15 protein-coding genes are annotated in these 12,572 nt (G+C 60.4%); 9 read left to right on the forward strand and 6 right to left on the reverse strand.

Annotated elements, in window-relative coordinates; all coding sequences use genetic code 11:
- The first annotated feature begins 15 nt into the window (after positions 1-15).
- The 3 genes from yfiR to yfiB are packed head-to-tail and all read left to right on the forward strand — an operon-like array spanning position 16 to position 2,365.
- Entirely contained in the window at positions 16-591 is a 576-nt protein-coding gene (gene yfiR, locus ACA049_RS03535; RefSeq protein ID WP_497333172.1) for a regulatory sequestration protein YfiR, read from the forward strand.
- Positions 588-1,856: a diguanylate cyclase DgcN/YfiN gene (gene dgcN, locus ACA049_RS03540; RefSeq protein WP_497333174.1), complete on the forward strand. Its 1,269-nt coding sequence runs from the start codon at positions 588-590 to the stop codon at positions 1,854-1,856. Before yfiR ends, dgcN begins: the two co-directional genes overlap by 4 nt.
- A 5-nt stretch (positions 1,857-1,861) precedes the next feature.
- Complete coding sequence (gene yfiB / locus ACA049_RS03545) at positions 1,862-2,365, forward strand: outer membrane lipoprotein YfiB (RefSeq protein WP_497333176.1); 504 nt, start codon at positions 1,862-1,864, stop codon at positions 2,363-2,365.
- Here the strand turns inward: yfiB and ACA049_RS03550 are convergent.
- Entirely contained in the window at positions 2,362-3,309 is a 948-nt protein-coding gene (locus ACA049_RS03550; RefSeq protein ID WP_497333178.1) for a LysR family transcriptional regulator, read from the reverse strand. The two genes, yfiB and ACA049_RS03550, sit on opposite strands and share 4 nt — an antisense overlap.
- A gap of 163 nt (positions 3,310-3,472) precedes the next feature.
- On the opposite strand from ACA049_RS03550, the gene ACA049_RS03555 reads away from it, so the two are divergent.
- A complete protein-coding gene (locus ACA049_RS03555) occupies positions 3,473-4,999 on the forward strand; it encodes a CoA-acylating methylmalonate-semialdehyde dehydrogenase (protein WP_497333180.1) in 1,527 nt (508 codons plus the stop codon).
- 10 nt (positions 5,000-5,009) lie between these two features.
- Positions 5,010-5,897, forward strand: coding sequence for a 3-hydroxyisobutyrate dehydrogenase (gene mmsB, locus ACA049_RS03560; RefSeq protein ID WP_497333182.1), 888 nt, complete (start codon positions 5,010-5,012; stop codon positions 5,895-5,897).
- 147 nt (positions 5,898-6,044) lie between these two features.
- Here the strand turns inward: mmsB and ACA049_RS03565 are convergent, their stop codons facing one another.
- The 4 genes from ACA049_RS03565 to ACA049_RS03580 all read right to left on the reverse strand — a co-directional run bounded on the left by ACA049_RS03565 (position 6,045) and on the right by ACA049_RS03580 (position 8,425).
- Positions 6,045-6,389 carry a cupin domain-containing protein gene (locus ACA049_RS03565; protein ID WP_007946320.1) on the reverse strand — a complete coding sequence of 115 codons (345 nt, stop codon included), beginning with the start codon at positions 6,387-6,389 and terminating at the stop codon, positions 6,045-6,047.
- 109 nt (positions 6,390-6,498) lie between these two features.
- Positions 6,499-6,870, reverse strand: coding sequence for a MerR family transcriptional regulator (locus ACA049_RS03570; RefSeq protein WP_497333184.1), 372 nt, complete (start codon positions 6,868-6,870; stop codon positions 6,499-6,501).
- Positions 6,871-6,919: 49 nt separating this feature from the next.
- Positions 6,920-7,495 (reverse strand): NAD(P)H-dependent oxidoreductase, encoded by a 576-nt coding sequence (locus ACA049_RS03575; RefSeq protein ID WP_497333186.1) that lies wholly within the window; start codon positions 7,493-7,495, stop codon positions 6,920-6,922.
- A gap of 45 nt (positions 7,496-7,540) precedes the next feature.
- Positions 7,541-8,425: a LysR substrate-binding domain-containing protein gene (locus ACA049_RS03580; protein WP_497333188.1), complete on the reverse strand. Its 885-nt coding sequence runs from the start codon at positions 8,423-8,425 to the stop codon at positions 7,541-7,543.
- Positions 8,426-8,651: 226 nt separating this feature from the next.
- On the opposite strand from ACA049_RS03580, the gene ACA049_RS03585 reads away from it, so the two are divergent.
- Positions 8,652-9,416, forward strand: a complete 765-nt coding sequence (locus ACA049_RS03585; protein ID WP_497333190.1) for a sulfite exporter TauE/SafE family protein — start codon at positions 8,652-8,654, stop codon at positions 9,414-9,416.
- Here the strand turns inward: ACA049_RS03585 and ACA049_RS03590 are convergent.
- On the reverse strand, positions 9,406-9,720 hold the full coding sequence (locus ACA049_RS03590; protein ID WP_497333192.1) for a putative quinol monooxygenase: 315 nt from the start codon (positions 9,718-9,720) through the stop codon (positions 9,406-9,408). The genes ACA049_RS03585 and ACA049_RS03590 overlap by 11 nt on opposite strands.
- Positions 9,721-9,881: 161 nt before the next feature.
- Between ACA049_RS03590 and mdaB the strand changes: the two genes are divergently transcribed.
- From mdaB to ACA049_RS03605, 3 genes are all read left to right on the forward strand, one after another.
- Positions 9,882-10,472 (forward strand): NADPH:quinone oxidoreductase MdaB, encoded by a 591-nt coding sequence (gene mdaB, locus ACA049_RS03595; RefSeq protein WP_131060844.1) that lies wholly within the window; start codon positions 9,882-9,884, stop codon positions 10,470-10,472.
- 136 nt (positions 10,473-10,608) lie between these two features.
- Positions 10,609-11,520 carry a LysR substrate-binding domain-containing protein gene (locus ACA049_RS03600; protein ID WP_497333194.1) on the forward strand — a complete coding sequence of 304 codons (912 nt, stop codon included), beginning with the start codon at positions 10,609-10,611 and terminating at the stop codon, positions 11,518-11,520.
- 103 nt (positions 11,521-11,623) lie between these two features.
- On the forward strand, positions 11,624-12,517 hold the full coding sequence (locus ACA049_RS03605) for an NAD-dependent epimerase/dehydratase family protein (RefSeq protein WP_497333196.1): 894 nt from the start codon (positions 11,624-11,626) through the stop codon (positions 12,515-12,517).
- Positions 12,518-12,572 lie beyond the last annotated feature (55 nt).

Raw genomic sequence — 12,572 nt, forward strand, 5'->3', positions numbered from 1 at the left:
GAAGAGAATCCCTGCATGAAAGTGGCTGTCTGGACGACAGGGCGTGTCGTTGGCCGCAAGCAAGTGCTGCTCGCGGGTTTTCTCTGCTTGCTGACCGGTGTTGTGTTCGCTCAATCGGAAACCCCGGTGAGCATGGCCGACCAACGAGCCAAATCGGTCACTCAGGTCGTCCTCGGGATTCTCAGTTACGCGCGCTGGCCTGTTGAGCCTGCGCAACTGCGCCTGTGCGTGGTCGGCCCCACCGAATACACCGACGACCTGGTCAAGGGCACGACCCAGGCCACTGGCCGGCCCGTCACCGTGCGCCGGCTGTTAGCCGACAACCCTTCGATTGTCAGTGACTGCGATGCGGTGTACATCGGCAAGTTGACCGGCGACGAGCGCAGCCAACTCTTTGCTTCGCTGACAGGACGTCCGGTGCTGAGCATCAGCGAAAGCGATGATCAATGCACCGTCGGCAGTCTGTTTTGCCTCAGGGTCACGGATGATCAGGTGTCTTTCGAGGTCAACCTCGACTCCGTCGCCCGCAGCGGTGTGCGTATTCACCCCAGCGTGCTGCAACTGTCCCGCCGCAAGTCGGCGGCGCCATGAGGCTATTCAAACCGGGTAGTCGCCCCACCTTGCGCTCGGTCATCGGCCGCGGACACTTGATCGTCGCCCTGGTGGGTGTGGCCATGGCCAGCATCTCGCTGACACTGCTGGGTGTGTTGGCGTTGCGGGTGTATGCCGACCATAACCTGCACCTGATCGCGCGCTCGATCAACTACACGGTGGAAGCCGCGGTGGTGTTCAACGACAAAGCCGCGGCCAAGGAAGCGCTGGCATTGATCGCCTCCACTGAAGAAGTCGCCGACGCCCGGGTACTGGACCAAAAAGGCACGCTGCTTGCGCGTTGGCAACGACCGGAAACCGGTCTGTTCTCCGATCTCGAAATGCAGATTGCCAGGGCCTTCCTCGAAAAACCCATCGACATGCCAATCGTTCATCAAGGCCGGGAGATCGGCAGCATCCAGCTCACCGGTCATGGCGGCAGCCTGCTGCGCTTCTTGCTCAGCGGTTTGGTGGGCATCGTCCTGTGTACGGCCATCAGCGCCTGGGTTGCCCTCTATCTGGCGCGCCGACAGCTTCGCGGCATAACCGGTCCACTGCGCAGCCTCGCCACCGTTGCCCACGCCGCCCGTAGCGATCGAGCCTTCGACCGCCGCGTCCCGCCCGCTGAAATCGCCGAACTCGACAACCTGGGCAACGACTTCAATGCCTTGCTCGATGAGCTCGAGTCCTGGCAGACCCACCTTCAAAGCGAAAACGAAACCCTGGCGCACCAGGCCAGTCACGACAGCCTCACCGGGTTGCCGAACCGGGCGTTTTTCGAAGGCCGTCTGATTCGCGCGCTGCGCAATGCCCACAAACTCAACGAGCGCGTGGCCGTGCTGTTTCTCGACAGCGACCGGTTCAAGGAAATCAACGATGGTTTCGGTCATGCGGCTGGCGATGCCGTGTTGGTCGCAGTGGCGAACAGGGTTCGGGCGCAGTTGCGCGAAGAGGATCTGGTGGCGCGTCTGGGCGGCGACGAGTTTGCGGTGCTGCTGACGCCGCTGCACAAAACCGAAGACGCCGAGCGGATTGCCGACAAGATCCTCGCCAGCATGGAAGTGCCCATTCCGTTACCGGGTCATACCCAGGTCTTGACCTCGCTCAGTATCGGTATTGCCGTGTATCCGGATCATGGCGCCACACCGGGCGCGTTGCTCAATGCCGCCGACGCGGCCATGTACCAGGCCAAGCGCCTTTCCCGAGGTGCACAACACACGTCCGGGTCGGAGCACCCGGTCGCCCACGTTCAAACCAGGAGCTAATAGTTGTGTTCTCGATCACCCCGCGTTCCCTGCGATTTTTCGCGATCACCCTGTTCATGGCCGTGCTGGCATTGACCGGGTGCCAGACCGCACCGCAAAAGGGCCTGACCCCGGCGCAAATCGCGGTCCTCAAACAGCAAGGTTTCGAGTTGACCGATGAGGGCTGGGCGTTTGGTTTATCCGGCAAAGTGCTGTTTGGCAGTGACGACGACAGCCTGAACGCCGCCAGTACCGAGATCGTCCAAAAGATCGGCAAGGCATTGCTCGGTGTAGGCATCGAGCGAGTGCGGGTCGACGGTCACACCGATGCTTCGGGCAAAGAGTCCTACAACGAACAACTCTCCCTGCGTCGCGCGAAAAGCGTTGGCAAGGTGCTGACCACCGTCGGCATGAAAGAAGAAAACATCCAGATGCGTGGTCTCGGCAGCAGTCAGCCGGTGACGTCTAACGACACCGCCGCTGGCCGCACCGAAAATCGCCGGGTATCGATCGTGGTGAGTGCCGACTAGTCGGCGAACAGCATTTCCCGGCTCTCGCCCATCAACAGGCTCTGATTCTGCTCCGTGACGGTGCGGATGTAATCCCACAACAGGGTGATCCGCTTGAGCTTGCGCAGGTCTTCGCGGCAGTACATCCAGAATTGCCGGGTGATGTTGATCTCTTCCGGCAACACCGGCAGCAAACGCGGATCCTGAGCCGCGAGGAAGCACGGCAGAATCGCCAGCGAGCGTCCTTGCTGCGCCGCCACGAATTGCGCGATCACACTGGTGCTGCGCAAGTTGGCGCTGGCGCCGGGCAACACGTTCGCCAGGTACAACAGCTCCGAACTGAACGCCAGGTCATCCACATAACTGATGAATGAATGCTTGCCCAAGTCTGCCGGGCGGCGGATCGGTGGGTGTTTGTTCAGATAATCCTGAGTCGCGTACAGCTGCAATTTGTAGTCGCAGAGTTTGCAGCAAACGTACGGGCCATGCTCCGGGCGTTCCAGAGCGATGACAATGTCCGCCTCGCGCTTGGACAGGCTGATGAAGTGCGGCAGCGGCAGGATGTCCACCGAGATCGCCGGGTAGGCGTCGACGAAATGGCTCAGCTGCGGGGTGATGAAAAAACTGCCGAAGCCTTCGGTGCAACCCATGCGCACATGCCCGGACAAGGCCACGCCGGAACCTGAAACCTGTTCGCAGGCCATGTGCAGGGTGCTTTCAATCGACTCCGCGTAACCGAGTAAACGCTGGCCTTCGGCGGTCAGGACAAAACCGCTGGTCCGGGATTTCTCGAACAGCAGCGTACCCAATGCCGCTTCCAGCGAACTGATGCGCCGCGACACGGTGGTGTAGTCCACCGCCAGTCGCTTGGCCGCAGTGCTGGCCTTGCGGGTGCGGGCGACTTCGAGGAAAAACTTGAGGTCATCCCAGTTCAACGAGCCTAAGGACGTGATGTTTTTTTGCATGATGGACCGGCTTTTATGTGCGTTCTTATTAGAAGTTTGCACATCTATACTCCAAAAACAGTCCGACAACCAATTCGCGACACACGTCTCATCTCAAGGCGGCCTTCTCGCCTTGGCTCCCAAGATAGTTCTCTAGATAACAACAACGTCCCGGAGACCCAACATGAACGCATCGCTCACGCCAAACGAAACCACTGTCCAAACGGTCAAGCTGTTGATCGACGGCGAGTGGGTCGAGTCGCAGACGACCGAGTGGCACGACATCGTCAACCCGGCCACCCAGCAAGTGCTGGCCAAGGTTCCGTTTGCCACCGCGCAGGAAGTGGACGCCGCGATCAGCGCGGCCCATCGCGCCTTCCAGACCTGGAAGCTGACGCCGATCGGCGCGCGGATGCGCATCATGCTCAAGCTCCAGGCGTTGATTCGCGAACACTCCAAGCGCATCGCCGTGGTGCTCAGCAACGAGCAAGGCAAAACCATCGCCGACGCTGAAGGCGATATTTTCCGTGGTCTGGAAGTGGTCGAACACGCCTGCTCCATCGGCAGCCTGCAAATGGGCGAGTTTGCCGAGAACGTCGCGGGCGGCGTCGATACTTACACCCTGCGTCAGCCAATCGGCGTTTGCGCCGGCATCACCCCGTTCAACTTCCCGGCGATGATTCCACTGTGGATGTTCCCGATGGCCATCGCCTGCGGCAACACCTTCGTGCTCAAGCCGTCCGAACAGGACCCGATGTCGACCATGCTGCTGGTGGAACTGGCGATCGAGGCCGGCGTTCCGGCGGGCGTGCTCAACGTGGTTCATGGCGGTAAAGATGTCGTGGATGCGCTCTGCACCCACAAAGACATCAAAGCTGTTTCCTTCGTCGGTTCGACCGCGGTCGGCACTCACGTCTACGACCTGGCCGGCAAACACGGCAAGCGCGTGCAATCGATGATGGGCGCGAAGAACCATGCCGTGGTGCTGCCGGATGCCAATCGCGTACAAGCACTGAACGCACTGGTCGGCGCCGGTTTCGGCGCGGCGGGTCAACGCTGCATGGCCACGTCCGTCGTGGTGCTGGTGGGCGCGGCTAAACAATGGCTGCCTGACCTGAAAGCACTGGCGCAGAAACTCAAGGTGAATGCCGGCAGCGAAGCGGGCACGGATGTGGGCCCGGTGATTTCCAAAAAAGCCAAGGCACGGATTCTCGATCTGATCGAAAGCGGCATCAAGGAAGGCGCCAAGCTGGAGCTCGATGGTCGCGACGTCACCGTTCCAGGCTTCGAGAAGGGCAACTTCGTCGGCCCGACCCTGTTCTCCGGCGTAACCCCAGAGATGCAGATCTACACCCAGGAAATCTTCGGCCCGGTGCTGGTGGTCCTGGAAGTCGACACCCTTGACGAGGCCATCGCGCTGGTCAACGCCAACCCGTTCGGCAACGGCACAGGCCTGTTCACTCAGAGCGGTGCAGCGGCGCGTAAATTCCAGACTGAAATCGACGTCGGCCAGGTCGGCATCAACATCCCGATTCCGGTGCCGGTCCCGTTCTTCAGCTTCACCGGCTCGCGCGGCTCCAAACTTGGCGACCTCGGCCCGTATGGCAAGCAAGTGGTGCAGTTCTACACTCAGACCAAGACGGTCACCAGTCGCTGGTTCGATGACGACAGCGTCAACGACGGTGTGAACACCACCATCAACTTGCGTTAAGGAGCCAGGCATGAAAATCGCTTTTATCGGTCTCGGCAACATGGGCGCGCCGATGGCGCGCAACCTGATCAAGGCCGGCCACGCGCTGAGCCTGGTCGACCTGAACAAAACCGTTCTGGCCGAACTGGAACAATTGGGCGGCAGCATCAGCGCTTCGGCCCGTGAAGCGGCGCAAGGTGCGGAATTGGTCATCACCATGCTGCCCGCCGCTGTGCATGTACGCAGCGTCTGGCTGGGTGAAGATGGCGTGCTCGCCGGTATCGGCAAAGGCGTGCCGGCCGTGGATTGCAGCACCATCGATCCGCAGTCTGCGCGTGATGTTGCTGCCGCAGCAGCCAAGCAAGGCGTGACCATGGCGGATGCTCCGGTGTCTGGCGGGACTGGCGGCGCGGCGGCCGGGACGTTGACCTTCATGGTCGGCGCCACCCCTGAACTGTTCGCCACTCTGCAACCTGTGCTGGCGCAGATGGGCCGCAACATCGTCCATTGCGGCGAAGTCGGCACCGGGCAGATCGCCAAGATCTGCAACAACCTGCTGCTGGCGATTTCCATGGTCGGCGTCAGTGAAGCCATGGCGTTGGGTGATGCCCTCGGGATCGACACCACCGTGCTGGCCGGGATCATCAACAGTTCTACCGGGCGTTGCTGGAGTTCGGAGATGTATAACCCGTGGCCGGGTATCGTCGAAACGGCACCGGCCTCGCGCGGTTATACCGGCGGTTTCGGTGCCGAACTGATGCTCAAGGATCTGGGGTTGGCCACTGAGGCAGCACGTCAGGCGCACCAACCGGTGGTGCTTGGCGCGGTGGCCCAGCAGTTGTATCAGGCAATGAGCCAGCGTGGGGAAGGGGGTAAAGACTTCTCGGCGATCATCAACAGCTATCGCAAACCGCAGTAAGACCTGGCTTGCTGGCGATGGGCCGGCACCATCAACATTGATGGTGACTGATCCACCGCCATCGCCAGCAAGCCGGCTCGTACAGGTACTGCATGTGCATCGACATTTACCGGGAGACCACGTCGGGTGGTCTCCCGGTTTTTTGCATCAGGCAAACACGAAATACTTGCGCACGGTTTCAACCACTTCCCACGTGCCTTTCATCCCCGGCTCAATGACAAAAATATCACCGGCACGCAGGTGGATCGGCTCTTTGCCTTCCGGGGTGATGATGCAGTACCCCTCGCGGAAATCGCAGTATTCCCACTTCACGTATTCCACGTACCACTTGCCCGGCGTGCAGATCCAGGTGCCCATGATCTTGCTGCCGTCTTCGCTGGTGTAGGCGTTGAGGTTGACGGTGTGCGGGTCGCCTTCGAGTTTTTCCCATTTGCAGGCATCAAGCACCGGCAGCGGGTGGGTGTCGCGAAGAACGGTAATGGGTGCGGTCATGTGGACTCCGGGGCAGTGGATTAGAGAACTGAAGCCGCACCCTATAGCGCCCCGCAGTCGGCCAGTTGTCTGTGCTCGACATTGAGCTGTCCAGAAACGCGCATTGCCCTCAAAGACTGTTTAGCGGGCAATCGACCTTGGCTTGTTCGAGGCTGGCTTCGAAATCGACCAATTGCGAGTGCTGCAGGGATAAAGCCGCGATCCGCTCGCCGATTTCCTGTTTCTTGGCCGCGATGACCTGACGGGCCAGTTCCCACGGCATTTGCGGCCCTTGATGTCCGGTGAAGATCGACTGCAATTCCTTGAGTCTGAAACCCAGTTGCTGAGCGCACTTGATGAAGATCAGCAGCTCGACGCTTTGCTGGTCATAGACTCGGTAGTTACCTTGGCGCTGAGCGGCAGGCAACAGGCCGATCGACTCGTAATGGCGGATGCTCTTGATCGTGGTGCCGGAGCGCTGCGCGGCTTGGCCGATGTACATGAAAAGTCCTTTTTTTGCCGTGGTGAACCCCGGCACATTATCGGCAGACTCAACGGCTGGCGATAGCCTGGGCTTGCAGCAACCAGGCTTCACGCTGGCCGGCGCTGGCACCGAGAATCGGGCCAAACGTGAGCGTTCGATGAGGTTCTATTCCGCAAAAAGCCAGGGTGGTTTTGCGCACCTGATGCAGTCCGGGCATGCGATAGATCCAGCGGTAATACCAGGGTGGCGTGTCCATGGTCACCAGTAAATGTGCCCGACGACCGCGCAACAGTTTGTCGGGAAAGGCTTTGCCTTCACGGTACTTGAAGGCGAAACCCGGCAGGAACACCCGATCAAAAAAACCCTTGAGCAACGCCGGAATTCCACCCCACCAGATCGGATACACCAGTGTCAGGTGCTCGGCCCACAGGATATCCGCCTGCGCCTGACGCAAGTCGGCTTCCAGCGGCTGGACCTGCTGATAACCTTCGCGCAGCACTGGATCAAAATTCATCTGGCCGAGAAATAGCTGGCGTACCTCATGCCCGGCGCGCAACGCCGATTGTGCGTAACGCTCCGCGAGTGCGGCGCAGAAACTGTTGCTTGAAGGATGACCGAGAATGACCAGAATTCGTTTGCCCATCGTTTCAGTCCTTGAAGATGAAACCTCAAGGATAAAGTCTGCCCCTCAGGGGAGAGTCAAGGCGTCCAGCAGAGCCTTGGCATAACCGGGTAACGCCGCGAAGTCCCGGGCGCAGATCAAGAGTTTGCGTCGGGCCCAGGGTTCTTGCAGTGCGAGGCGCTTGAAAGGCAGCTCACCTGGCCAGCGGTCGACGGCGGCCAAGGGCACAATCGCCAGTCCGGCGCCGCGAGCGACCATGCGCATCACACCCTCGAAACCATCGGCGCGGATGCGGATTTTCAGGCGCGAACCGATGTGCAGGGCCTGTTCTTCGAGGTACACGGCCAAGGCGCTGTTGGCGTTCAGTCCTACGTAATCGTGATGCAGGGTATCGCTGAAACTCAGTAAACCGGTGTCGGCCAGCGGGTGATTACGGGGCAGGATCAGCACCAGCGGGTCATCGCGAAACGCCCGGGTGTGCAGGTCATCGGTGTCCACAGCGTCGGACACGATTCCGAGGTCTGCCGCCCCCTGACGCAACGCATGGGTGATGCGGGCGCTGGGCAACTCTTGCAGGTCGATGTCGAGGTTTGGATGCTCGCGCAAAAAGTCGGCAAGCAACTCCGGCAGGTATTCGGTGATCGCGGTGGTGTTGCACAGCAACCGCACCTGACCTTTGACGCCCTTGGCGTATTCGGCCAGGTCTTGCTGCAGGCGTTCGGCTTGTTGCAGCAGGGCTCGTGCGTGTTTTGCCAGGGCTTTGCCGGCCGGTGTCGGTGTGACGCCGCGACGGCCTCGGTCCAGAAAGTCGATCCCCATCGACGCTTCCATGGCGCGGATTCGGGCGCTCGCGGCTGCCAGGGATAAATGGCTGCGGGCGGCGCCGGCGGTGATGTTGCCGGTGTCGAGGATGTTCAGGTAGAGGCGCAGGTCGGTCAGGTCGAAGTGCATGGGTACTGCCTCTGGATGTGTGTTGTCTGGGCGGACGCTTTCGCGGGCAAGCCTCGCTCCTACAGGTTTGTGGGGCTGTTCCGGACATCATCAACCCCTGTAGGAGCGAGGCTTGCCCGCGAAGGCGTCAGTGGCATCGATACATTCTTCAGCCTCTGCCAAAACAAGAGGCAGCCTCAGTATATGGCAGATTTTCAAGCCGCCAATCCAGGCTCACCATAGCGCCATGAATACGCTCGCCACGTTCTATCAAAACCTCGGTCTGGCCCTTTCGTTGCTGGTGATCGGCACCTTCCTGCTGGCTGGCATGATCAAAGGCGTCATCGGCCTCGGCTTGCCCACCATCGCCATGGGCCTGCTCGGTCTGGCTATGGCGCCATCGCAGGCTGCGGCGCTGTTGATCATTCCCGCAACCCTCACCAATGTCTGGCAGCTGGCATTCGGCGGGCATTTGCTCGGCTTGATCAAACGGTTGTGGCCGATGCTCCTGGCGATCTTCATCGGCACCGGGGCGGGCACGGTGTGGATCGGCATGGCAGGAGGGCATTGGGTGGTGCGGGGGCTGGGCGGGGCGTTATTGGTCTACGCCTTGAGCGGTTTATTCTTGCCGACCTTGCGCGTCGGCGATCAAACCGAACGCTGGCTCGGTCCGCTGTGCGGCGTACTGACTGGCGTTATCACCTCCGCCACCGGCGTCTTCGTGATTCCGGCGGTGCCATATCTGCAAGCACTGGGTTTGAGCAAGGATGAACTGGTGCAGGCGCTGGGCCTGTCGTTCACCGTCTCGACCCTCGCCCTGGCCGCCGGCCTGTTATGGCGCGGCGCCCTTGGCGGGGGTGAGTTGAGCGCATCGCTGCTGGCGTTGATCCCCGCTGTACTCGGCATGCTGCTGGGCCAATGGCTTCGCCAGCGGATCAGCGCTGTGCTGTTCAAGCGCGTGTTCTTCATCGGCCTGGGCTTGCTCGGCGCTCACTTGTTGATCAGCGGGTAGCGGAAGACGGGCTGAGCATCTCGATGGCGCGGATATCGAAATCCCGCTCCAGATATTCCATGCGCATGTCGCGGAATTGCTGCATGTGGGGCAGGTTCGAGTGCACGTCGAGGTGATCCTGGGACTGCCAGATCTCGTAGAAGATAAACAGCGTCGGGTCCTGTTTGTCGCGCAGCATGTGGTATTCGATGCAGCCGGGCTCGGCGCGACTCGCTTCTACATGGCCGATGAAAAACGCTTCGAACGCGTCGGATTTTTCCGGGCGGGTCTTGGCGTGCAGGATGAAGCCTTGAATTTCACTCATTAGAAATCTCCTCAAGTTCAGAATCGGCGCAAGTCTATGGCAACAATCGCCTGTCGATTCGTGCGTATTGGTCAAATGAATTTTGCGAATTCAACGCTTATTCCACGCGAGGCAGCTCGTTACTCTGCCGCCATCGAATTCCAGACCTTCCGAGATTTCTTATGAAAAAAGTCCTGTTGCTCAATGGCGGCAAAAAGTTCGCCCATTCCGATGGCCGCTACAACACCACCCTGCATGAAGCTGCGCTGAGCGTGCTGGATCGCGGCGGTGTTGACGTCAAAGCCACCTTCATCGACGAGGGGTACGACGTCGCCGAAGAAGTCGCCAAATTTCTCTGGGCCGACGTGATCATTTATCAGATGCCCGGCTGGTGGATGGGCGCGCCGTGGACCGTGAAAAAGTACATCGACGAAGTCTTCACCGAAGGCCACGGCAGCCTCTACGCCAGCGACGGACGCACCCGTTCCGACGCCTCGCAAAAGTACGGCAGCGGTGGATTGGTGCACGGCAAGCAATACATGTTGTCGCTGACCTGGAACGCGCCGCAGCAAGCTTTTGACGACCCGACCGACTTCTTCGAAGGCAAGGGTGTGGACGCGGTGTACTTCCCGTTCCACAAGGCCAACGAATTCCTCGGCATGACCGGTTTGCCGACCTTCCTGGCGGTCGATGTGATGAAACGTCCGAATATCGAGGGTGATGTGGCGCGCTATGAGCAGCATTTGACCGAAGTGTTCGGCCTCAAGGCTTGAGGCTCGGCTACTATCGATACCTGAAGCCAGAACCTGTAGGAGCCAGGCTTGCCGGCGAAGGCGTTTTAACGGACGCCTTCGCCGGCAAGCCTGGCTCCTACAGAGGCCGGCGCTGAATTATCGATAAGGGACACACGTGAAAGCCAGATCCGATGAATTGCAGATATTCGTCTGCGTGATTGAATGCGGGTCGATTTCCGCGGCGGCCGAGCAGGTCGGGCAAACGCCTTCGGCAGTCAGCCGCACGTTGTCGAGGCTGGAGGCGAAGCTCGATACCACGCTAATCAATCGCACCACCCGGCGCATGGACCTGACGGAAGAGGGCAAGTATTTCTTCGAGCATGCCAAGCTGATTCTCGATCAGATGGACGAACTTGAAGAGCGCCTGACCTCACGCCAACAAACCCCGTCCGGGCGTCTGCGGATCAACGCCGCCTCGCCATTCATGCTGCACGCCATCGTGCCGTACATCGACGAGTTCCGCCGCCTCTACCCCGACATTCAGCTCGAACTTAACAGCAACGACCTGATCATCGACTTGCTCGAACAAAGCACCGACATCGCCATCCGCATCGGCACACTGGCAGACTCGACGTTGCACGCGCGCTCGCTGGGTTGCAGCCCGCTGCACATCGTCGCCAGCCCGGCCTACCTTGAGCAACACGGCACGCCGACGGCGGTTGCCGACCTGACCGGGCACGCGTTGCTGGGCTTTACCCAGAACGAAGGCCTCAACCAGTGGCCGCTGCGCTACGTTCACGGCGATCGCTGGCCGATTCAGGCGTCGATCAGCGCCTCCAGCGGCGAGACGATCCGGCACCTGGCGCTGGAAGGCCAGGGCATTGCCTGTCTGTCGCACTTCATGACGATCGACGATATCCGCGCGGGTCGATTGCAGGTGCTGCTCGCGGATTTCAACAGCGGCTATCGCCAGCCGATCAACGCGGTGTACTACCGTAACTCGCAACTTGCCCTGCGTATCCAGTGCTTCCTGGACTTCATCCAGGGCAAATTAGCGGCCTATGCGAATGCGGACTTCAAAGGCTGATTCGTGACTCCTGCGCAAGAGTGATTTGGGTCAGCGGGTCTGTTTCGCCACGGAGCGGTCCTCGATACTCAATGCATCACTTATTCACGCAGGGAGTTTCTCCATGAACGTATTCGTTACCGGCGCCGCTGGTTTCATCGGCGGCTCCATCGCCACCGGTCTTGTCCGGGCGGGCCATAAGGTCACCGGCCTGGTTCGCAACGCCGACCAAGCCACTGAACTGAGCGCAATCGGCATCACCCCGGTGATCGGCACTCTTGACGACAGCGCACTATTGGCCGAACAGGCCCGCGCCGCCGATGCCGTGATCAACGCCGCCAGCAGCGACCATCGCGGCGCGGTGGAAGCCTTGCTCGATGCCTTGCGCGGCTCCCACAAAGTGTTCCTGCACACCAGCGGTTCGAGCATCGTCGGCGATGCCTCGGGCGGCAAATCCAGCGACGTCATCTACTTCGAAGACCACCTGCCGGAACCGACCGTCGACAAGGCTGCCCGCGTGGCCATCGACAACCTGATTCTCGCGGCGGCGAAAGACGGCGTGAACTCGGCCGTGATCTGCAACACCCTGATTTACGGCCACAGCCTGGGCGTCAACCGCGACAGCGTGCAGTTGCCGCGCTTGTTGAAACAGGCGCGTAAAAGCGGCGTGGTGCGCCATGTCGGCACGGGTCAGAACATCTGGTCCAACGTCCACATCGAAGACGTGGTGGCCCTGTACCTGCTGGCGCTGACCAAGAATGTTCCAGGCACGTTCTACTTCGTCGAAAGCGGTGAAGCGTCGTTCATCGACATGACCACTGCCATGGCTGAAGCCCTGAAGCTCGGCAAGGCGCAAGACTGGCCGTTGAAAGATGCCGAAGCCGAGTGGGGTTATGAAATGGCCAACTATGGTTTGGGCTCCAACAGCCGGGTGCGCGGAAAGCATGCGCGTGAACTGCTGGGTTGGGCGCCGAAGCGGACGTCGGTGGTTGAATGGATTCGGGATGAGATGGTGTGAGTTCGCTTTAGACCGCGTCGCTGCCTTCGCGAGCAAGCCCGCTCCCACATTTTGA

This window comes from Pseudomonas sp. LBUM1662, assembly GCF_059695915.1.

Excerpts from the sequence above, each read along its gene's own strand:
- yfiR (WP_497333172.1), top strand. The coding sequence starts at position 16 with ATGAAAGTGGCTGTCTGGACGACAGGGCGTGTCGTTGGCCGCAAGCAA.
- dgcN (WP_497333174.1), top strand. The coding sequence starts at position 588 with ATGAGGCTATTCAAACCGGGTAGTCGCCCCACCTTGCGCTCGGTCATC.
- ACA049_RS03550 (WP_497333178.1), bottom strand. The coding sequence starts at position 3,309 with ATGCAAAAAAACATCACGTCCTTAGGCTCGTTGAACTGGGATGACCTC.
- ACA049_RS03555 (WP_497333180.1), top strand. The coding sequence starts at position 3,473 with ATGAACGCATCGCTCACGCCAAACGAAACCACTGTCCAAACGGTCAAG.
- mmsB (WP_497333182.1), top strand. The coding sequence starts at position 5,010 with ATGAAAATCGCTTTTATCGGTCTCGGCAACATGGGCGCGCCGATGGCG.
- ACA049_RS03565 (WP_007946320.1), bottom strand. The coding sequence starts at position 6,389 with ATGACCGCACCCATTACCGTTCTTCGCGACACCCACCCGCTGCCGGTG.
- ACA049_RS03570 (WP_497333184.1), bottom strand. The coding sequence starts at position 6,870 with ATGTACATCGGCCAAGCCGCGCAGCGCTCCGGCACCACGATCAAGAGC.
- ACA049_RS03575 (WP_497333186.1), bottom strand. The coding sequence starts at position 7,495 with ATGGGCAAACGAATTCTGGTCATTCTCGGTCATCCTTCAAGCAACAGT.
- ACA049_RS03580 (WP_497333188.1), bottom strand. The coding sequence starts at position 8,425 with ATGCACTTCGACCTGACCGACCTGCGCCTCTACCTGAACATCCTCGAC.
- ACA049_RS03585 (WP_497333190.1), top strand. The coding sequence starts at position 8,652 with ATGAATACGCTCGCCACGTTCTATCAAAACCTCGGTCTGGCCCTTTCG.
- ACA049_RS03590 (WP_497333192.1), bottom strand. The coding sequence starts at position 9,720 with ATGAGTGAAATTCAAGGCTTCATCCTGCACGCCAAGACCCGCCCGGAA.
- mdaB (WP_131060844.1), top strand. The coding sequence starts at position 9,882 with ATGAAAAAAGTCCTGTTGCTCAATGGCGGCAAAAAGTTCGCCCATTCC.
- ACA049_RS03605 (WP_497333196.1), top strand. The coding sequence starts at position 11,624 with ATGAACGTATTCGTTACCGGCGCCGCTGGTTTCATCGGCGGCTCCATC.